Raw genomic sequence first — 19,733 nt, 5'->3', positions numbered from 1 at the left:
GCGGCGGACGACCTCGTCGTTCACGAGGCGGCCGCGATCAGGCCCAGCCGGCCGTCGAAGCGCCGGTACAGGACGCGGCCGCGCCGGGTGCCCGGCTGGGCGAAGAACAGGAAGGGCAGATCGGCCGCGGCGAGCCGGTCGACGGCCTCCGGCTCGGTCAACTCGGGTGCGCCGCAGGGGCTGAGGGTGAGCGGGACGCTCGGCCGGCTGGGCGGCCCGGCGGCCGCGGTGCGGGCGAGCCGGTAGCCGGTGGGCCCGACCCGGTAGACGACGGCATCGGTCTCGGTGGCCGGATCGGTGAACAGGTGGATGTCGAAGTCCATCGCGTCCATGGTCCGGGCCGCCGCGTCGGGTGAACACCACACCAGGCCCGCCTGCTTGCGCCGGACGATGTCCTGCACCCCGGCGGCGTAGGGGATTTCGGCGCGCGGGTGGTCGCCCGGTCCGCCCGCCGAAACGGGTACGAGCAGCCGTTCGGCGCGCGGTGCGGCGCCCTGCGCGGGGACGGTGGCCAGCAGCCCCCTTCCGCGCACCCGGCGGGGCCAGGGCCTGGGCGTCCAGCCCGAGGTCACGGCGGCGATCCGGCCGCGCAGCCCGTCGGCCAGCCGGTCCAGGGCCTCGCCGAGGTCGGCGGCGGCCTCCTGGACGCGGATCCGCCGGCCGTCGACCTCGGCGTTGACCTGCGCCAGCACGGTCGCCGCGCCGACCAGTCCGACCCGTACCCGCAGTGCCTCGACGAGGGCGTCCGCGCCGCACACCACGGCCGCGACCCGGGCCTTGGCGTCGATCGCGAAGTTCCGCGAAATTCCCTCGCACACCTGCACCGTGACCAGTTCGCCCATGTCAGGCCTCTCCCGTTCCGCCACGCCGTTCCACGTACTGCCACGCCCGTTCCACGTACTGCCGAATCCGTTTCGCGCACCACCGGGCCCGTTCCGCACGGGGCGCTCCCCGTACCGGGTACGGCCCCGCCGGTCACGGCGGCCCCCGGCCGGCCCGTATACCCACGCGGCGATCACCCTCCCGCCACCGCGCGGTGCCCACAAGGGCCGAACGGCCCCATCAGGGCCGTTGAACCGTCCCGTCACCGCCCTGTCGTCATCCCGTCACCGCCCCGCCGCCCGCCGTCCATGTCCCTGCCACGACCCGTCCCCGACCCACCACCGAGCCGCCACCGACCGGCCGCAGCCGGGCCATCCCGCCCGACCCGGGCGTCCGGCCCCGGATCATGCGGGCCGAACGTCACAAAGATGGGGGCCGGTCCCCCATGCCCCGGTGGCCACGCCGGGGCAAGGATCAGCACCGGGGGGCAGCGTCTTCGACGGCAGCGCGCCCCTCCCGGCATCGGAGGTGCGGTGGTGGCTGAGGTGAACGCCGTGCGCAGAGCGCGCCTCGACGGGGGCGGCGTACCGGTTCAGGGCCCGGTCGCACCGGTGGCCACCGCAGCCGTTCCGACCCCGCACACTCCGATGCCCGGCGAGCCCCCGGTCCACGGCCTCCAGACGCGCGGCCTCCAGGCACCCCACCTCCCGGTGCGCGAACTCCCCGCGCGTGAGCTCCCGGCCCGCGCGCTGCCGGTTCGGCGCCGGACCGGCCGCGCCACCCGGTCGCCCTGGTGGCAGCGCGGGCTGACGCCTGCTCAGCCGGTCCCCGGGACCCGTCCCGACTGGGCCGCGTTCACCGAGGCCGCCGTCGCCGCCGCACCCGTGCGGCCGATCGTGCCGAGGGTCGGGTACCCGGGCCTCAGCGGCTTCGCCCTCGTCCTCGCGCCCTTCGCCGAGCGCGCCCTGGTCCGGCTGCTCGCCGCGCTCCCCCGCGACGTCCGGGCCGGGGACCACCTCGACCTGCCCGCCCTCCGCGCGGGTTTCACCGCCCGGCTCACCGGGCGGCTCAGCCGGATCGCCGCCCGCACGCTGGTGCTGGAGCTGAACGTGGCCCGGGTGAGCGGCCGGCTCAGCGGCGGCACCCCGCAGGAGCGGTTCCGCTCCTTCCTGGCGCTCACCGCCCGCCGCGAGGGGCTCGCCGCCCTGCTGCGCGAGTACCCGGTACTGGCCCGGCTGCTCGCCCAGACCTGCCTGGACACCGCCGACGCGCACGCCGAACTGCTCCTCCACTTCGCCGCCGACCGGCCGCTGCTGGTCTCCGGACTCCTGCGCGGCACCGACCCCGGGCCGCTGGTGGCCCTGGAGTCCGAGGCAGGCGACCGCCACCGGCGCGGCCGTACGGTCGCGCTGCTGCACTTCGCCAACGGCACCGCCGTCGTCCACCGCCCCCGGCCCCCGGCCGCGCACCGGCACTTCAACGGCCTGCTCGGCTGGTACAACGCGCAGCCGGGGGTGCCCCGGCTGCGCGCGCTCGCCGTGCTCGACCGGGTCGGCTACGGCTGGACGGAGTACGCCGAGGCGCGGCCCTGCCACACCGGGTACGAGGTCGAGCGGTTCTACCGGCGGCAGGGCGCGCTGCTGGCCCTGCTGCACGTCCTGGACGGCACCGACCTGCACTTCGAGAACCTGGTCGCCTGCGGGGACCAGCCGGTGCTGGTGGACGTGGAGACGCTGTTCCACCCGTCGGCCCCGGCCGGCCCCGGGGAGGATCCGGCGGCCCGGGCGCTCCAGGGCTCCGTCCACCGGGTGGGGCTGCTACCGCAGTTGCTGCTGGGCGACGACGGCGCGGTGGACGTCTCCGGGATCGGCGGCGGCAGCGGCGGCCGGCCGGCCTCGTCCCCGGTGGAGGGCGTGGACTGGGCGGGCGCGGGCACCGACGAGATGCGGCTGGTGCGGCGTGCCCGCCCGTTCGGCGAGGCCCGCAACCGGCCGCGGCTGGGCGGCGCGCCCGTCGATCCGGCCGGGTACACCGAGGAGCTGGTGGCCGGCTTCCGGGCCGGCTACGCGGCGCTCGCCGCCGGCCGCGACCAACTCGTCGGGCCAGAGGGCCTGTTGAACGCCTTCGCGGGGGACGAGGTGCGGGTCGTACCGCGGGCCACCCGGGTCTACGCGCGGCTGCTGGACGAGTCCACCCACCCGGACGTCCTGCGCGACGCCGCCGCCCGGAGCGCCGTCCTGGAACTGCTGCGGACGGACGCGGTGGGCGACCCGGGCCGCCCCGGGCTGGCCGACCACGAGCTCACCGACCTGTGGGCCGGTGACGTCCCGCTGTTCACCACCCGTCCCGGCAGCCGCGACCTGTGGACCGCCACCGGGCTCCGGCTCCCCGGCGAGCTGGGCGAGCCCGGGCTGGCGCGCGCCGAGGCGAAACTCGCCGCGCTGGGCGGCGTGGACCGCAAGGACCAGGAGTGGATCATCCGCGCGGCCATGGCGGGCGCCGCCGGCACCCCCGCGCACCGGCCCGGGCGGCCGGTGCCCGAGAACGTCTGGGCCACCGCGCCCGAGTCCGAGCAACTCCTCACGGCCGCACGGGGGGTGGGCGACCAGCTGGTCGCCCTCGCCTACCGGGGCCGGTCCCGCACCAACTGGCTCGGCCTGGAGCTGCTCGCCGAGCGGTACTGGCGGGTCCGGCCGCTCGGCGCCGACCTGGCCGGCGGGTACACCGGCACGGCGCTGTTCCTGGCCCAACTCGCCGAGCTCACCGGCTCCGACCGCTACGCCGAGGTGGCCCGCCGGGCGCTGGCCCCCCTCCCCGCCCTGCTGGAGACCCTCGGCGGGCACCCCGACGGGCCGGCCGCCGTCGGCTCGGGCGCGTTCGCCGGGCTCGGCGGCATCGCCTACGCGCTCACCGAGATCGCCCGCACCCTGGACGACCCGCTGATCCGGCAGTGGACCGGCCCCGCGGTGGCGCTCACCGCGGCCGCCGCCGAGCGCGAGACCGACACCGGCGTGCACAGCGGCACGGCCGGCGGGCTGGCGGCGATGCTCGCCGTCCACTCCGCCACCGGCCGGTCCGAGGCGCTCCGGGCCGCCGCCCTGTGCGCGGAGCGGCTCACCGCCGCACCGGCACCCGCCGCCACCGGCTTCGCCCACGGCTCGGCGGGCGTCGGCTGGGCGCTGCTGCGGTTCGCCGAGGCCGCCGCGGAGCCCGCCGGCGGGCCGTACCACCACGCGGGCCTGGCCGCCCTGCGCGCCGCCACCGCCCTCCGGTCCCGGGAGGGTTCCTGGTGCCGCGGCCGGCCCGGCACCGCGCTCGCCGTCACCGACAGCCCGGCCGCCCTGGCCGACCAGGGGCTCGCCGACTGGGCGCAGCGTGCCGTCCGGAACACCGCGCGCGCCGCGCCGCTGCCCGACCACAGCCTCTGCCACGGCGAGTTGGGCGTGCTGGAGCTGCTCGGCCGCGGCGGGCCGCCGTCCGGGCGGACGCCCTGGGTACGGCGGGCGGGCGCGCTGCTGGCCGGGGTGGACCAGGACGGGCCGCGGTGCGGCACCCCGGAGTTCGTCCCGCATCCGGGGCTGCTCACCGGGCTGGCCGGGATCGGGCACGGACTGCTGCGGCTCGGCTTCCCCGAGCGGGTGCCGCCGGCCCTGCTGCTCCGCCCCCGGGCGCCCGCACCGGCCCGCCCGGCCCCGTGACCGCCCGCCGCCCCGGCACCCCGGCCCCGCGGCCGCCCCGGCCACCGGCCCTCGTGACCACCCCTGCCACTCGACCGACACCGGCCCGCGGGCCGCACTGACCGCTCCACCGTTCACCGTTCGGTACGGCTCGGTACGACCCAGCGGCACTCGGCAGGACTCGGTACGGCCGGGTGCCGCCGAGCACGAGTCCGTACGAGCGGGCCGGCGCGGCGGGCGAGCACCCTCGCCCGGGTACCGGGGCCTGCTCCGGTACCACCCCCTGGAAACCACTCACTTCAACGACGAATGGGAGTAGAGGAACGCATGAACGACAGCGACTTGGTGCTGAACTGGAAGCGGCCGGAGGGCCGGCCGGACGAGGCCGTCGACCACCCCGCGGGTGACATCCGGCTGCGGGCGGGCGGCGGGCTGGGCCTGCGCTCCCAGCTGCTGGCCGGAGGCGGGGGCGCGGTGCCGCCGGTCTTCGAGTTCCCGACCATGACCGTACCGATCTGACCTGCGCCGACGACGGCACCCGACGACGTCGCCGGCACCGCGGGGACTCCCCGCGACGCCCACCGGGCGGTCCGCCCGCGACGACGCGGCCGGCCGTCCGCCACCGGGGACCGGGCAGCGCCCCGGTGGCGGAGCGGACCGGGGCGCCCCTGATGCGGGCGCACGGTAATCGACCTGTGACGACCGTGTGCCCGCGCAGTGGCCGGTTCAATACCCTACAGAACGGATGGGCCGTCAAGTAGCCTGCGGCCATGCGGACCACTTCGTCGATCACCGTCGGCCGGGCAGCCGAGACCAGCCTGCTGAGCAGCGCGCTGGCCGCCTCCCGGCAGCGGTCCGGACGGGCGGTCTTCCTGCTCGGCGAGGCCGGTATCGGCAAGTCCCGGCTGGCCGGGGAGTGCGCGTTCCAGGCGTACGGGCTCGGCCTGCCGGTGCTGCGCGGCCGGGGCAGTTCGACCGGGACGGTGACACCGTTCCGGCCGCTGATCGAGGCGCTCTCCTCGCGCTTCCGGGCCTCCGGGACGCCCTCCGACCCGGAGCTGGACCCGTACCGTCCCGCGCTCGCCCGGCTGGTGCCGGAGTGGCGCGGTGAGGCCGCCGCGGCCGCCGGGGCGGGCGCGTACCCGGAGACGGTGGTCGAGCTCGCCGAGGCGCTGCTGCGGCTGCTGGCGGTGCTCGGCCGGGAGCACGGCTGCGTCCTGCTGCTGGAGGACCTGCACGACACCGACGCGGAGACGGTCGCCGTCCTGGAGTACCTGGTCGACAACCTGGCGGGCCTGCCGGTGCTGCTGGTCGGCACCCTGCGGGCGGAGCCGGGCCCGGCGCTGGACCTGGTCCGGGCCGCCGAGCGGCGGCGGGCGGCCGCCGTCGCGGAGCTGCGGCCGCTGCCGCCCGCCGACGTCCGGGCGATGGCCGCCGCCGTCCTGGAGGCCGAGACCGCCGAGGTGCCCGCGGCCGTACTGGACCAGCTGGTCGAGCGCGCCGACGGATCCCCCTACCTCGTCGAGGAGTTGCTCGCCGACATGCTCGCCTCGGAGGCACTGCGGCGCGAGGACGGGCGGTGGCAGGTGATCGGCGGTCTCGGCACCGGGGTGCCCAGCACCATCGTCCGCAGCTGGGGCCGGCGGATCGACCAGCTCGACCCGCAGGTGCGCGAACTGCTGCTGACCGCCGCCACCCTGGGCAGCCGGTTCTCGGTGGCCACCGTCCAGCTGATCACCGGGTACGACGACCGGACGCTCTTCAGCAACCTGCGGTCCGCCTCCGAGGCCAATGTCATCGTGCCGGACGGCGCCGCTCCCGACCGCTACGCCTTCCGGCACACGCTCACCGCCGACGCCGTCACCGCCGCCCTGGCACCCGCCGAACGGGCCGCCGTGGCCCGCCGGGCGGCCCGGGCGATCATCCGGGCCGATCCCGAACTCATGGACGAAAGGCGACAGTTGGTCGCCTCCCTGCTGCTGGCGAGCGGCGACCGGGCCGGCGCCGCCGTGCACTTCGCCGAGGCCGGACGGCGGGTGCTGGAGGCGGGCGCCGCCGGGTCCGCCGTGGTACTGCTGGAACGCGCGCACGAGCTCGCCGGGGACGCCGAACGCGCCGCCGTCACCGAGCGGTTGCTGCTGGCCCTGGCCGAATCCGGGCAGCTGGACCGGGCGTTCGAGCTGGTCCGCACCCTTCCGCCGGTCCACGCCGACCCGGCGGCCGGCCGCTCCGACGCCGTCGACCGGCGGATCCACCTGCACACCCGGCTCGCCTGGGTGGCCGTGATGGTCGAGCGGATCACCGAGGCCGTCCCGCAGATCGCCGCCGCCCGGGCCCTCTCGGGCACCCGCCCGCGCCCCGAACAGGACGCCGCCCTCGCCGTGGTGGAGGGCCATCTGGCGCTGTTCCCCGACCAGAGCCAGGGCGGGACGGACGGGCGCGGCCGGCTCGTCGAGACCGAGCGGCGCGCCCGCCGGGCCGCCGAGGTGGCCGAGCGGGCCGGCCTTCCGGTGGTCGCCTGCCAGGCCTGGCAGTTGCTCGCCCTGCTGGCCCGCGAACGCGGCTTCGACGCGGCCGACGCCTGCCTGGAGCGCATGCTGGCCGTCGCCGAGGCCCACGCCCTGCCGGTCTGGCGGGTGGAGGCGCTGCTGCGCCTGGGCGCCAACGCCTTCATGCGCACCGGCGACGGCGCCCGGCTCGAACGGGCCAGGGAGGCCGCCGCCGGGCTCGGCGCGATCGTCCTCACCCAGACCGTGGACGGGCTGCTCGCCATGAACGCCGTCCTGCGCGGCGAGTGGCGCACCGGCCGGGAGATCATCGACCGCTGCCTGGACGCCACCGCCCGGCTGCGCAACCTCTCCGCGCACCGCTATCTGCTGCTCACCTCCGCCACCCTCGCCGCCCACCTGGGCCGCGGCCGCGAGATGGAGCGCGAGCTGGCCCGGTTCCGGCAGGCCGGCGGCGAGGAGTCGCTCCTGATGCCGCTGCGGTACGGCCTCTGCCGGGCCGTCGGCGCGCTGCTGGCCGAGGACCGCGCCGGGGCCCGGGCCGAACTGGCCGCCGGCCTCGCCTGGGAGGAGGAGCACCCGAGCGTCTTCTACCTGGCCGGACGGCATGGACTGCACCCGCTGCTGGAGGTCACGGACGGCGCCTGGGAACGCGCCGACTTCGAGAAGGCCGCCGCCGCCCCGGCCGCCGAACTCGCCTGGAACCGCCAGTTCCTGGGGTTCGCCGACGCCGTCCTGCTCGGCCGCGAGGGCCGCCGGGACGACGCCGCCCGCGCGGTCGAGGAGGCCCGCGCGGCGGCCGGGCCGTTCCCGCTCGCCCACCACCTGGCGCTGCGGCTCACCGCGGAGGCCGCGCTCGCCGACGGCTGGGGCGACCCGGTGTCCTGGCTGCGCACCGCCGAGGAGTACTTCCACGACACCGAGATCCAGCCGGTGGCCGGGGCCTGCCGGGCACTGCTGCGCCGGGCCGGGGCCAGCGTCGCCCAGCACCGCGGCGGCCGGGACCAGATCCCGGCCCGGCTGCGGGCCTGCGGGGTGACGCTGCGCGAGTACGAGGTGTTCGTCATGCTCGCGGACCGGCCCGGCAACCAGCAGATCGCACGGAACCTGTCCATCTCGCCGCGCACCGTGGAGAAGCACATGGCGAACCTGCTCGGCAAGACCGGCCGCCCGGACCGCGCGGCGCTCTGCGAACTCGCGGCCGAACTCGACACCCGCGGGTAGCGGCCGGGCGGCGCGCACCGGATCCGGCAGGCCCGCCCGGGCAGCCGGACGGGGGCGGCCCGGTCAGTCCCCCATGAACACCACCCGCCGGCCGCCGGTGGCCGGCCCGGCCGGCCCGGCGACCGTCGAACGCCCCGCCGGGACGGCCCGGTCACGGCCCCAGGCGCGGATCTCCTCGATCCGCTCCGGGTTGGTCCGGCTGAACGGTGTGGTGTTGGCGAAGGTGTCCAGCACGAAGGAGGGCTTCAGCCGCTCGGCGCCGCCGTTGAGGAACACCTCGGCGCCGACCTCGTGCAGGGCCGCCTCGATGTCCGACCCGGCGAAGCCCTCGGAGAGGTCCACCAGCAGGTCCACCTGGTCGCCGGCCGGCTCGGCCTTGAGGTAGCGCCGGTAGTACAGCTCGATGATCTCCCGGCGGTCCTGCGGGTCGGGCAGGTCGACGAAGAACAGCTCGTCGAAGCGCCCCTTGCGCAGCAGCTCCGGGGGGAGCCCCCGGACGTCGTTGGCGGTGGCGACGACGAACGCCCGGGACCGCGACTCCTGGAGCCAGAACAGGAAGTGCCCGATGACGCGCTGCGGCACGCCCGTCCCGTCGTTGCGGCCCGCCAGCCCCTTCTCGATCTCGTCGATCCACAGCACGCACGGCGACACCCGGTCGGCGGTGTCCAGCGCCTCCCGCATCCGGCCCTCGGACTCGCCGAGGTACTTGCCGTGGATGCTCGCCATGTCCAGCCGGTAGAGCGGCAGCCGCCACTGGGACGCGATCGCCTTCGCCGAGAGCGACTTGCCGCACCCCGGCACACCGACCAGCAGGACGCCGCGCGGCGGCCGCAGCCCGCTGCCGCGCAGGTCGGCGTGCATCAGCCGGTGCTTGCGGTCCAGCCAGGCCCGCAGGCTGGCGAGCCCGCCGACCGCGTAGTCGGCGTCCTTGAGCTGGACCCGTTCCAGCCCGGCCAGATCGCTGAAGATCCGGTCCTTGGCACTGGCCAGCACCATCACGTCCTCCCGCCGGACGGCCCCGCGGGCGACCACGGTCGCCATCAGGTTGACCGCCTCCGCCTCGGTGACGCCGATCAGGAACTCGGCCGCCCGCCGGGCGTCGTCCTCGCTCCAGTCGATCGGCACCACGCCGCGGTGGTCGTCCAGGAAGCCGGTGACGGTGCGGTACATCTCGTCGGCGTCGGGGAGGTCCAGCTGCAGGCTCATCCCGAGCCGTTGCAGGCCGCTCCAGATCGGGCTGTCGGTGATCAGCACGATGCAGCCCGCGTTGGCGTCGGCGAGCCGGGCGAGCTCGGCGACATGGCGGGTGAACGGGGTGTCGTTCTCCAGGCCGTCCGGATCCACCAGGATCAGCGTGGCCTGCGCCCGGCTGGTGAACTGGGCCGCGGCGAACTCCATCGCCCCGGTCAGCGAGCGGTCGTCCTGGACGGTGCTGTTGGTCCGCAGATCGCGCAGGCCGGTCGCCCTGGTGTAGATCCAGAACTGCTGGCCGCTGCGGCGCGGCCGGGTGGCGATCTCCGTCACCAGCCGCAGCGCGCGCTGCTGTTCGATGCTGCGCAGGCCGATGACCGGCACCCGCGCGGTGAGGTAGCTGTCGAGGTCCGCGAGGCTCTCGGCGTAGTTCGGCATGGTGGCGTCAGTCCTTCGGTGGGCGGGGCGGGGTGCCCGGGACGACGCGGCGGCCCGGGGCCGCCGCGTGGTCGTAGGCCCAGCCGGCCGGATCGGCCGGGGGCCGCTGGGCGAGGACGGCGGTGAGCGGGTTGTCGCGCAGCGTGCGGCGGCGCTGTTCGACCCACCCCGGGTCCCGGCCCGCGGCGCTGCGGCGGTCGAGGCCCCGCTCCAGGTCCTCCTGGACACGCCGGACCTGCTCGTCCACGGTGGCGGTCAGCCGGGTGCGCAGGTCCTCGGGCAGACCGGGGTGGGCCGCCAGGGCGCGGATCCGGTGCAGCCCGGTACGTGCCTGGGTGAGCGCCCGGCCGAACGCGAACTCGTCGCCGGTCGCGTTGAGCGCGGACACCAGGGCGTCGGACCAGCCCTGCAACCGCGCGCCCAGCGCCTCGGAGATCCGCCCGGCCAGCCGCGCCAGGGTGTCGGCCGGGTAGCGCGCCGGGTCGAGCGCCGGCAGGCCGTCCGGGTCCTCCGGCGCGCCCTCGGACCAGCGTTCCAGGTAGTCCGCCCAGCGCTGGTACTCGCCGCCGGGCGGCGCCTGCCGCGGCTGCCGGGCGGTCCGGCGGAACCTCATGACGCGCTGCCGGGCCGGCGGACCAGGGCCTCGCCGGGCGGCAGCGGTTCCCAGTCCGGCAGCCGGTCGACGATCCGGCGCAGCCGGCCGGTGGCGGGCGCGGCGGGCTCGGGACCACCGGCCCGGGGCGCGGCCGCCCACGGGGTGGTCGGCGGCCGGCGCGGCGGCGGCGGGACGTTCGGCTGGTGGTCGGTCACCGGGTGCCTCCTCGCGGCGGGTGGGACGATCCGGAGGCGTCCGGCCGGACGGAGCGCCCGTCGTAGGGGTTCCGGGCGTGGCCGGCCGTGGCCAGGTCGGCCAGCATCGCCCTGACCTCGGCCTCGACGGCGTCGGCCGCCCGGAAGGCGCTCTGCCAGTCGGTCAGTTCGGCCGCCGCCGCGCGCAGGTCCCGGAACGCCTCCTCCCGACTGTGGGCGAGCGCCTTGCGGGCGGCGGCCAGCGCGGTGGCGGACCGCCGGTGGCGCACGTACAGCAGGACGCCCCAGATCCCGCCGACCACGGTCGCGAGACCGGCGGCGCGGGCGGCGTCCGCGCGGCCGAGCAGCAGGACGATCGCCAGCAGGACGCCGCCGAGCAGCAGCAGGTGGCGGCGGAGCGGGAAGACGAGCGACTGGACGAGGGGCCGGGTGTGCTCGTCCCAGTGCCGGCCGAGCGACTGTTCCAGTTCGGCCTGCGGGGTGTTGAGCGAGCCGGTCCACGGGGGGATCCGCGGCCCCGCCGGGGCGGGCCCGGGGGCGGTGCCCAGGACGACCTGGACGTCGGACGGCTGGGCCATCCGGTAGTCGCGACCGAAGCCGGCGTGCGCCTCGGTGAACCACTCCCGGCAGGCCGCGACGGCCAGCCGCCGGGTGGCGGGCGAGGCGCCGATCGCGGCCGGGGTGAGGGCGGCGGTCGACTGCAGGCTGAGGAGGTCCATGGCCGGCTCCAGACCCGCCGCGTTCACGGCGACGGCCTGCCGGGCGGCGTCCACGTCCCCGTCGTGCTCCACGACGGCCCGTTGCAGCGCGAGGTCGCGCCGCAGCGGCAGCTCCTCGGCGTCGTACTCGCCGACCAGGCGGTCCAGGATGTCGTCGATCGCGTCCAGCAGCCGGGGGTGGGACATCGGCTCCCCGGTCATGACGGCGCGGTAGGTGTCGAGGACGGTCCGCTGCGCCCGTGCGGCACCCAGCGCGGCGCCCAGCTGCGGCCACTGCGGGGAGACCGCGGCCAGCCGGGGGAACTCGCCGACGCCGGCGGGCGTCGGCAGGGCGTCCAGCGCGGCCCGCCAGCGGCGGACCTGGGCGGTCCTGGCCCCCGGGTCGGCTTCGAGCCGCTCGTGCCAGACCGTCATGGTGTCCGCCAGGACGGCGCGGCTGGCCGGACCGAACGCCCCCTGCGCCACGGATTCCAGGATGACGGTGAACTCGCGGCCCAGCGCCGCCGGGTCCTGGGCGAGCAGGTAGTGCCGCAGCCAGCGGGCGGCCGGGTCCAGGCGGCCCTGCCGGCGCAGCACCAGGGCGAAGAAGAGCGAGGTGCGGCCCGGGGAGCGCCGGAACGCCTCCTCGACGGCCCGGTCGCAGAGCCCCGGGTCGTCGGCGGCCCAGCTCGCGAGGGCGACCAGGGCGGGGGCGAGCCAGTAGCGCGGCGTCTGGATCATGAGCTGCTCGCTGACCGCGCGGACGGTCTCCTCGGAGACCACCCCGAGGTCGAAGGCCTGGAGCATGCCCACGGCCGTGCGCCGGACGGTCCGGTGGTGGCCGAACCGGTGGTCCATCTCGTCCTGGATGACGCCGATCCTGGTCTCGGCCCGCTGCACGTTGGAGGAGAGCTCGAACTGCCGGACGAAGGCGAGGAAGTCGTCGCGCAGCTGCCGCAGTTCGCCGTGCGCCCGGTGCTGGGCGGCGCCGACCGCGTCGACCTTCCCGACCAGCCCGCCGACCTGTTCCTGGACGTATCTGACCTGCCGGTCGACGTCCGCGAGCTGGCGGCGCAGGACGAAGTCGATCTCGTTCATACGGCTCCCCCTCGACGGCGCTCCGGTGCGTGGCGCGGGCGTTCGGGGCACGGGCGGACGTGGCGCGGGCGGACGAGGAACCCGCGGGTGCGGCACGGGCTCACGGGCGGACCACCCCGCCGTCGGCGAACACCGGCAGGAGCAGGCCGTCGCTGTACACCTCGACATAGGCGTACGCCCCGGTGCGCACCAGCATCCGCGCGGCCCGGAACGGCTCCGGCACCGGGTCACCGGGCGCGAAGTGCCGCAGCACCGCGTGATCGAGCGTCAACTGGTGGTCGACGTAGGGCGCTCCGAGCCGGCAGGTGGCGAGGAAGCCCAGCGGCACACCGCCGTGGGCACTGCCGTACCGGTCCGCCAGCCACCGCGCCAGGTCCCGCGCCGCGCCCGGCTCCAGCCCGGCGTCCAACCGGGCGACGGCGTCCAGCAGTTCGTCCGTCCGGCGGCTCAGCCGTTCGCCCGCCGCGACGGGCCGGGGCGGGCTCGTCCGCACCGGCGGCCGCAGGCCGGTCCCGTCCTGCTCCGTGGGCACCGGGCGGACGACCCGCCGGGGTTGTTCGAAACTGGCCATGGATCCCCCGAGTTGGTCCTGCGACCGCGCGTCCGGTCGGACGGCGCGGTGGAGAAGAATAGTGATCGCCCCCATCATTGCGAAGCCCGCCTGGTGAGGGGCACCGTTTGCCCGGGAGACGACCGGGAGACGACCAGGAGACAACCGCGTTCCGCCCGGTTCACACCCCGGTCCGCGCCCCGGCGCACCCAACGCGCCTGCCAGACTCTGCCCATGACGACCGTCTACGCACTCCTGGTGGGCATCAACACGTACCCGTCGGCCGACTGGCCCGCTCTCGGCGGCTGCGTCAACGACGTGGCGGCCGCCGGGACCTGGCTGCGCCGGCAGCGCGGCGTCGAGGTCCGCGCCCGCTCGCTGCTGGACGGGGCGGCCACCCTCGGGTCCGTCGTGGCGGGCATCCGCGAACACCTGGGGCAGGCCGGTCCCGGGGACACCGCGCTGTTCTGGTTCTCCGGCCACGGCACCGAGTTCGCCGCCACGGCCGAGGAGCAGCGGATCGAGCCGACCGGCCGCTGCCAGGCCCTGGTCTGCGCCGACGGCCCGCTGCCGGACAAACTGCTACGGCCCCTGCTGGACGGGGTCGCGGCCGGTGGCGCGCAGGTCACCGCGGTGCTGGACTGCTGCTTCGCCGGCGGCGCCACCCGGGACGCGGCGGGTACGCCCCGGTATCTGCCCCCGGACCCGTCCTGGCACGCGTCGGCGCCCGTCGCGGCCCCCGTCCGCGCGGCAGGCGGTGGCCCGACGGCCGGCCCCGGCCCCGGCCACGTCCTGCTGGCGGCCGCCCGGCTGAACCAGCCCGCCTACGAGGACTGGTTCGACGGACGGCGGCACGGGGTCTTCACCCATGCCCTGCTCGGCGCGCTCGGCGAACACGGCGGCCCGGCGCTCAGCTGCCGACGGCTCCTCGCGGCCGCCCACGCCCGGGTGCAGCGCTCCGGCGACCGCCAGCACCCCGTGCTCTGGCCGACCGACGCCGGCGGCCCCGCCGACCGCCCGCTGCTCGGCGGCGCCCCGCACCGACCCGGCCCGTACCTGCTGAGCCTCGGCGGCTCCGGCTGGCAGGTGGACTGCGGCGCGGGCCACGGACTGCCCACCGGCAGCGCCGGCCTGGCCACCGAGTGGACCACCCTGCCCTCCGACGGCACGCCGCCGTGCGTCCTGGCCACCCGGGAGGTCCACGCCGAGCGCACCCTGGTCGAGCCGGCCGACCCGTCCGGGCCGGGCCCCGACCCCGCCGTCGCCCACCCGGTGACGCTCTCCGCGCTCGCCCTGCCGCCCGTCTCGGTCCTGCTGGAGGCTCCCGCCGCCCGGTCCGGGGCGGTGGCCCGGCTGGCCGCGGCGCTCGCCTCGGCGGGCCCGGGCGGCCGGCCCTCGCCGCTGCTGCGGACCGTCCCGCGGGCCGCGGCCGCGAGCGGGACCCTGCTGCGGGTGACGGTCCACGAGGGCCGGGCCCGGATCCTGCTGCGCGACGGCTCGCCCGCCGTCCCGCCGCTCCCGCTGGCCGGAGCCGACGACGCCCGGCGGATCGCCCGCTGCCTGGTCCACCTGGCCCGCTGGCACCAACTGCGGGACCTCGCCAATCCGGACCCGTCCTTCGGCTCGCTCGCCCGGATCGAGGTCGTGCCCTGGGACGGCGCCGCGGCCGTCACACCCGACGGCTCCGGGGAGATCCTCTGCCACTACGGCGACGGCCCGGACGGACCGCGCGAACCACGGGTCTCGGTCCGGATCCGCAACCGCTCGCGCCGCCGTCCGCTCTGGTGCGTTCTGCTCAACCTCACCGACAGCTACGCCAGCTCCCCGGCCCTGTTCCCCGGCCACTTCGTCGCGCCCGGCGGCACCGGCCACGCGCTGGACGGCGAGCCGGTGCACCTGCGACTGCCGCCCGGCCGGCCGCCGCGGCCCGGCGCCCAGGCCAGGGACTGGCTCAAGCTCATCGTCGCGGAGGGCGAACTGAACACCCTGCCCTTCCAGTTCGGAGCCTGGGAACAGGACGGGCCGGCCGACCGGGGCACGGCCGACGGGGCCGACGGGGCCGACGGCGTGTTCCGCCCCGCCCCGCCGGCCGGCACCCGCGACCTGGGCCCGGCGCGACCCCCGGCCGCCGGCCGGTGGGCGGCGCTGACCCTCGCGCTGCGCACCGTCGTCCCGGGCTGAGGCGTCCCGGGCTGAGGCGTCCCGGGCCGGGACCGGGCCGAGGCCGTGCCGGGCCGGCCGTGGTTCACCGGCCGAGATGGGTGAACCCGGCCCAGGCCGACAGGTCGTCCGGCTCCACCGCCGCGGACCGCGCGGCCAGCTCCGCCGGCATGCCCGGCGGCGGTCTGCGGTGCGGGTCCAGCATCCAGAGCTGGGCCCGCCGCAGCGCCCGTCCCGGCGGCTCGGCCTCCACCCGGAGGAAGTGGTGCGTCATGAACATCAGCACCGAGGTCGCCTCGTCGGGCACCGGCCACAGCGAGCCGACCACCGAACGGGCGCCGGCCACCAGGAACGCCGTCGCCAGGCTGTACGCCTCATTGCGGCCGCGCCCCGAGACATGGCTGCGGCAGGCCGCGAGCACGACGAGTTCGAGCCCGCCTGCCGGCCGCCCGGCCGCCCCGGTGAGCTCCTCGGCCGCCAGCTCCCCGCCGCTCAGCAGAAGATACGAGCTGTGGTGCTGGTTGGCCGCCACCGTCGCATGGCAGGCCAGATGGAGGACGCCGCCCGCGCCCGCCCCCGAGCGCAGCCAGCCGAGCACGTCCGCCGGGGTGCCCGGGCCGTCCACCCCGGCCGTACCCGCCCCGGCCCGGCGGCCGTGGAAGGCGCCGCGCGGGTAGAAGACCCGCTGGACGGCGTCGGCCTCCTCGCCCGCGTACCACAGGTCCCCGGTCGGGTCACCGACGATGAGCGCGCTGCCGTCGTGCGGGACGGCCGGGCGGGCGGCGACGTCGCAGAACAGGCGGGCCGAGGCCGCGTAGGAGATCTCGGCCCGTTCCAGGGCGTACCGGCGCCGGCCCGCCGTCTCCGGCTCCGACCAGGCGGCGTGCCAGGGCACCACGTCGAGCCCGCCCATCGGCACCAGGACCAGCGACGGCGGACGGCTGCGCCCGGCGGGCGGTACCAGCAGGTCCAGCAGCGGCCGCAGCGCCGCGTACCAGGCCCAGGAGCAGAGCCGGTCGAGCCGCCGGCGCAACGGCGGCGGGCCGGACGGGGCGCCGGCCGACGGCGCGGGCCCGAGGTCACGGGCCGCCGGGCCGGCCGGGCGATAGGCCCGCAGCGCCGCCGCGTCCTCGCGCAGCAGCGGCAACGGCAGCCAGTGCGCCGCACCGTCCGCGGTGACCAGCACGGCGGCCCCCGGGTGGTCGTCGGAGGCGGGCACCAGGTAGACCAGGGCGTCCGCGCGGAGCGTGACCAGGGCGGCGCCGATCTCCGCCGGGGTGGGCGTGGCGAGCAGCCGCGCGGGCGTCCGCCCGTGGTCGGCACCGGTCAGACCGGTGAGGACCCGGCGGCGCAGTTCGCTCGGCACGCCGTCGGCCGCCCCACCGGGCCCGCCCGCGGCGGCCAGCCACTCCCCGGCGAGGTCCGGCAGGCCTGCGGCGTCCAGCAGTTCGGGGACGGACCTGGACGTGGTCGCGGCGTGCAGGACCAGCCCCCGGCAGGAGTCCAGGGCCGCCACCGCGTCCTCGGGCGCGTCGTCCGCGAGGCACCAGGCGGCCACCTCCAGCGCGATGTCGGTGGCGAGCCCGGTGGCCTCGGCGGCCTGCCGGGTGCCGGACTGGAGCAGCGCCAGCCAGGAGTAGCCGCGCACCGCGTCCAGCCCGCACCGCCGCCCGCGCCGGCGGTCGTCCGCGGCCGGGTCGGCGCGGGTGCGGTAGGCGCGGCCCAGCGTCGAGCCGACGACCGGCCAGAGCCGGTGCTCCGGCCCGCCCGCCAGCTCGGCCGCCCGTTCCAGCAGCGCGATGCCCTCGTCCAGCCCGGCCCGGTCGCCCCGCCCCGCCGCCCGGGTGCAGAGGGTGCTGCCCAGCGCGCCGGTGTAGCGCAGCCAGTCGTCCGTGCCCTCGTCGGTCAGGCCGATGGCCTCCCGGAGCAGTTCGGCCGCCTCGTCGAGGAGCTTCGGGTCGTAGTCCCGCGCGTGCCGCACCCGGGTGAGGCCACCGTCGCCGAGCACCCAGGCCCGCTGCCCGCGCGGCAGCCGGGCCGCCAGCCCGCGCAGCTCCGCCAGGGTGGGAGGGCCGAGCCCCGGTTCGGCGCGCGGGGGGACGCCGAGGGCGCGGGCGACGTGGTCCCGCGCCACCCGGGCGCCTTCCAGCTGGGTCCAGACCTCGCCGCGGGCGGGATCCCCCTCCTCCAGCGCCGCGTACAGTTCGGCCAGCCGGGCGACGGCCCGCTCCGCGGTCGGCAGGTCCTCGCGCCGGGCGGCCTGGAGCGTCTCCAGCCCGGCGAGCTGCGCGTCCAGGAGCCAGCGCAGATACGGCGTGGTGTCCGGGAGTTCACGCTGCCGGGCCAGGGCCGCCATCGCGGCCTCCAGGTCGTCGACCCCGGAGGTCACCTGTCCGCGCTGGGCCAGGGCCATGGCGCGCAGGGTGGCGAGGGCCTCCCGGTGCCCGCTGTCCGTCTCGGGGATCAGGCCGGCCGCGGTGTCGAGGTGTTCGACGGCGTCGGCCAGGGCCGCGGTGTCGCCCGCCAGGCCGGCGAGCAGGCGGACGTGGCCGTAGCGGAGGTGCAGCACACCGAGGGCGGCCGGGTCCCGCTCCGCCGCGGCCGCGGCCCGGAACAGCGCGACGGCCCGCTCGGGCGGGACGTCGACGCCCAACGGCTGGAAGACGGGGATCAGTTCGAGCAGCTGCCGGGCGAACGGGGCGTACCGCGCGTCGGCCGGGTCCATGGTCCGCCACTGCGCGAAGAGCCGCTCGAACTCGGCGCGCAGCCGGTCCCGCCCGCCGATCCCCCGCAGGGTGGCGTTGGCACCGGCGTCGGTGAAGCCGACGAAGGTCTCCCCCGCCTCCACGATGCCGAGCAGTTCCCGGAAGGCCTCGCCCAGGTCCTGGTCCAGTGCGGCCGGCGGTTCCACCGAGCCGGGGACGCGCTCGGCGAGCTCCTGGCGGGTCCAGCCGTCCAGGGCCCTGATCACCGGCCGCAGGGCCGGGTCCAGGTGCTCGGCGGCGAGCGCCCGTGTGGTGCCGTCGAGCACGGCGGTCAGCCGGCCGGGGTCGCGGTCCTCGTCGTAGCGGGTCTTCTGGAGCATCGCCAGCAGGACGGCCTCCCCCGCGACCGGTCCGTGCCACTGCGGCTGCCAGCGCTCCACGGCCAGCTGGACGAGGCCGATGCCGCGGTCCCGTCCGGCCGGGTCCGCGCGCCGGGCGGCCTGCTCGTGGACCAGCCGGCCGAAGACGCCGACGAAGGGCGGGGGCAGCTCGTCCAGAGCGCCGGGCTCGGCCAGCAGGGGTTCCAACTCGCCCATCGCGGGCCCGATCTGGCCGTCGTCCTGCCAGCTCCAGAGCAGCACCGTCCGGATCACGATCCGTCGGGCCACCGCGTCCCGCCGCCACCGGGGCGGCCCGGCCGGACCGTCGCCGGAGTCGTCCACCGCCCGGCCGAGGAGGGCCAGCGCCTCCTCCAACGGCTCGCGCCCCGCGCTCTCCTGACCGTGCGCCATCAGGGAGCGGGCGAGTTCGAACCGGAGCAGCGGCAGGTCGCTGTCCTCCGGTGCGGCGTCGAGCGCCGCCCGGAGGTGCCGTACGGAGCGCTCGGCGTCGGGCGCCCCGCCGCCGGCGGCGTACCGTTCGAAGTGCAGCAGCCCGAGACCCTCGTGCAGCTCCGCGGCCTCCGGGCCGCCGGGCCGGGCGTGCGGCAGCACCTCCTCGTGCCGGCGCACCGCCGCGTCGAGGAACTCCCGCCGCCGCCCGGGCGGTTCGTCCGCGACCTCGCCGTACCGCGCGCGCAGGGCGCGGGCCTCCAGCACCAGGCCGACCAGTCCGTCCTGCTCCACCAGTCCGTCGTGTTCAGCCAGCCCGTCCTGGTCCAGCGGCCCGCCGCCCCCGACGGTCACCGCCCGTCCTCCGCCGGGGCGACCCTGGCCTGGTAGGGCTCCAGGAGGAGGTCGAGCCACCGGGTGCCCTCGGCGGTGTCCAGGTCGACGGGCGGGGTGTCCGCCCGCACCAGGGCGTCGGCGGGGCAGCGGTCACCGAACAGCACCACCACCCGGTCCCCCGGTTCCCGTTTGGAGGGCCAGACGAAGGCCTGGGCCCACGGGTCGCAGTGCTCACGGATCCAGTGACCCCAGTGCCGGGTGAACGGGTACTCCGCGGCCTCGGCCTGGACCAGCCACGAGTCCTGGCCGACGCTCGCCAGGTCCCGGCCGGTGAGCAGGGAGAGCACCTCCAGATCGGCGGCCAGCCGCAGGAAGGAGAGCCGCCGCCCGCGCACGGCGGCCCGCGGCACCAGACGGGGCGTGCCGGCCGGGTCGAACGGCACCGAGCGCAGCAGCGACTCGCAGACGGCCGACTCGGCGGTGAGCCCGGCGTAGAGATAGCCGTACCGGTCGCAGCGGGTGGCGTCGAACCGGCCGCCGCCGTAGAGGCAGTCGGCGGGCGCGGGGTTGAAGGCCGTGGCGGCCCGGCGGGCCGAGTGCAGGCGGAACAGCGGGGTACCGGCGGGCAGGGTCAGCCGGGCGGGGGCGCCGGGGAGTTCCCGGGGCGGTCGGACGTTCACCACGGTG

At 77.3% G+C, this 19,733-nt stretch carries 12 protein-coding genes; 4 read left to right on the top strand and 8 right to left on the bottom strand.

Translation table 11 applies throughout. The annotated features are described in order from the left end of the window. Positions 1-20 precede the first annotated feature (20 nt). The gene (locus tag AB0P06_RS22295; RefSeq protein ID WP_363609902.1) at positions 21-842 is read right to left on the bottom strand and encodes a sigma 54 modulation/S30EA ribosomal C-terminal domain-containing protein; all 822 of its coding nucleotides are present in this window, start codon (positions 840-842) and stop codon (positions 21-23) included. A gap of 534 nt (positions 843-1,376) precedes the next feature. Here AB0P06_RS22295 and AB0P06_RS22290 point away from each other — a divergent pair. From AB0P06_RS22290 to AB0P06_RS22280, 3 genes are all read left to right on the top strand, one after another. Next, on the top strand, positions 1,377-4,520 hold the full coding sequence (locus tag AB0P06_RS22290) for a type 2 lanthipeptide synthetase LanM family protein (protein WP_363609900.1): 3,144 nt from the start codon (positions 1,377-1,379) through the stop codon (positions 4,518-4,520). 306 nt (positions 4,521-4,826) lie between these two features. Next, entirely contained in the window at positions 4,827-5,018 is a 192-nt protein-coding gene (locus tag AB0P06_RS22285; RefSeq protein WP_363609898.1) for a hypothetical protein, read from the top strand. 251 nt (positions 5,019-5,269) lie between these two features. Next, positions 5,270-8,230 carry an AAA family ATPase gene (locus AB0P06_RS22280; protein ID WP_363609896.1) on the top strand — a complete coding sequence of 987 codons (2,961 nt, stop codon included), beginning with the start codon at positions 5,270-5,272 and terminating at the stop codon, positions 8,228-8,230. Positions 8,231-8,293: 63 nt separating this feature from the next. Here the strand turns inward: AB0P06_RS22280 and AB0P06_RS22275 are convergent, their stop codons facing one another. The 5 genes from AB0P06_RS22275 to AB0P06_RS22255 form a co-directional block, all read right to left on the bottom strand. Next, positions 8,294-9,859 (bottom strand): AAA family ATPase, encoded by a 1,566-nt coding sequence (locus AB0P06_RS22275; protein WP_363609894.1) that lies wholly within the window; start codon positions 9,857-9,859, stop codon positions 8,294-8,296. Between the two features lie 7 nt (positions 9,860-9,866). Then, positions 9,867-10,472, bottom strand: coding sequence for a hypothetical protein (locus AB0P06_RS22270; protein WP_363609892.1), 606 nt, complete (start codon positions 10,470-10,472; stop codon positions 9,867-9,869). Further along, entirely contained in the window at positions 10,469-10,669 is a 201-nt protein-coding gene (locus tag AB0P06_RS22265) for a hypothetical protein (protein WP_363609890.1), read from the bottom strand. Before AB0P06_RS22265 ends, AB0P06_RS22270 begins: the two co-directional genes overlap by 4 nt. After that, complete coding sequence (locus AB0P06_RS22260) at positions 10,666-12,465, bottom strand: hypothetical protein (RefSeq protein WP_363609888.1); 1,800 nt, start codon at positions 12,463-12,465, stop codon at positions 10,666-10,668. Before AB0P06_RS22260 ends, AB0P06_RS22265 begins: the two co-directional genes overlap by 4 nt. A 100-nt stretch (positions 12,466-12,565) precedes the next feature. Further along, on the bottom strand, positions 12,566-13,036 hold the full coding sequence (locus AB0P06_RS22255; protein ID WP_363609887.1) for a hypothetical protein: 471 nt from the start codon (positions 13,034-13,036) through the stop codon (positions 12,566-12,568). Positions 13,037-13,249: 213 nt separating this feature from the next. On the opposite strand from AB0P06_RS22255, the gene AB0P06_RS22250 reads away from it, so the two are divergent. Beyond that, positions 13,250-15,196 carry a caspase family protein gene (locus tag AB0P06_RS22250; RefSeq protein WP_363609885.1) on the top strand — a complete coding sequence of 649 codons (1,947 nt, stop codon included), beginning with the start codon at positions 13,250-13,252 and terminating at the stop codon, positions 15,194-15,196. Positions 15,197-15,260: 64 nt separating this feature from the next. Here AB0P06_RS22250 and AB0P06_RS22245 read toward each other — a convergent pair whose 3' ends face one another. Both AB0P06_RS22245 and AB0P06_RS22240 read right to left on the bottom strand, forming a co-directional pair. After that, positions 15,261-19,064 (bottom strand): CHAT domain-containing protein, encoded by a 3,804-nt coding sequence (locus AB0P06_RS22245; RefSeq protein ID WP_363609883.1) that lies wholly within the window; start codon positions 19,062-19,064, stop codon positions 15,261-15,263. After that, entirely contained in the window at positions 19,061-19,729 is a 669-nt protein-coding gene (locus AB0P06_RS22240; protein ID WP_363609881.1) for an RES family NAD+ phosphorylase, read from the bottom strand. Before AB0P06_RS22240 ends, AB0P06_RS22245 begins: the two co-directional genes overlap by 4 nt. Positions 19,730-19,733 lie beyond the last annotated feature (4 nt).

It is taken from the genome of Kitasatospora sp. NPDC088351, assembly GCF_040685575.1.
Classification (GTDB): domain Bacteria; phylum Actinomycetota; class Actinomycetes; order Streptomycetales; family Streptomycetaceae; genus Kitasatospora.
Note: the sequence above shows the minus strand (reverse complement) of the source record. Positions and strands in the feature narration are given on the sequence as shown.

What these genes read in the sequence shown, in the direction of transcription:
- AB0P06_RS22295 (WP_363609902.1), bottom strand. Translation starts at nt 842, where the DNA reads ATGGGCGAACTGGTCACGGTGCAGGTGTGCGAGGGAATTTCGCGGAAC.
- AB0P06_RS22285 (WP_363609898.1), top strand. Translation starts at nt 4,827, where the DNA reads ATGAACGACAGCGACTTGGTGCTGAACTGGAAGCGGCCGGAGGGCCGG.
- AB0P06_RS22280 (WP_363609896.1), top strand. Translation starts at nt 5,270, where the DNA reads ATGCGGACCACTTCGTCGATCACCGTCGGCCGGGCAGCCGAGACCAGC.
- AB0P06_RS22275 (WP_363609894.1), bottom strand. Translation starts at nt 9,859, where the DNA reads ATGCCGAACTACGCCGAGAGCCTCGCGGACCTCGACAGCTACCTCACC.
- AB0P06_RS22270 (WP_363609892.1), bottom strand. Translation starts at nt 10,472, where the DNA reads ATGAGGTTCCGCCGGACCGCCCGGCAGCCGCGGCAGGCGCCGCCCGGC.
- AB0P06_RS22260 (WP_363609888.1), bottom strand. Translation starts at nt 12,465, where the DNA reads ATGAACGAGATCGACTTCGTCCTGCGCCGCCAGCTCGCGGACGTCGAC.
- AB0P06_RS22255 (WP_363609887.1), bottom strand. Translation starts at nt 13,036, where the DNA reads ATGGCCAGTTTCGAACAACCCCGGCGGGTCGTCCGCCCGGTGCCCACG.
- AB0P06_RS22250 (WP_363609885.1), top strand. Translation starts at nt 13,250, where the DNA reads ATGACGACCGTCTACGCACTCCTGGTGGGCATCAACACGTACCCGTCG.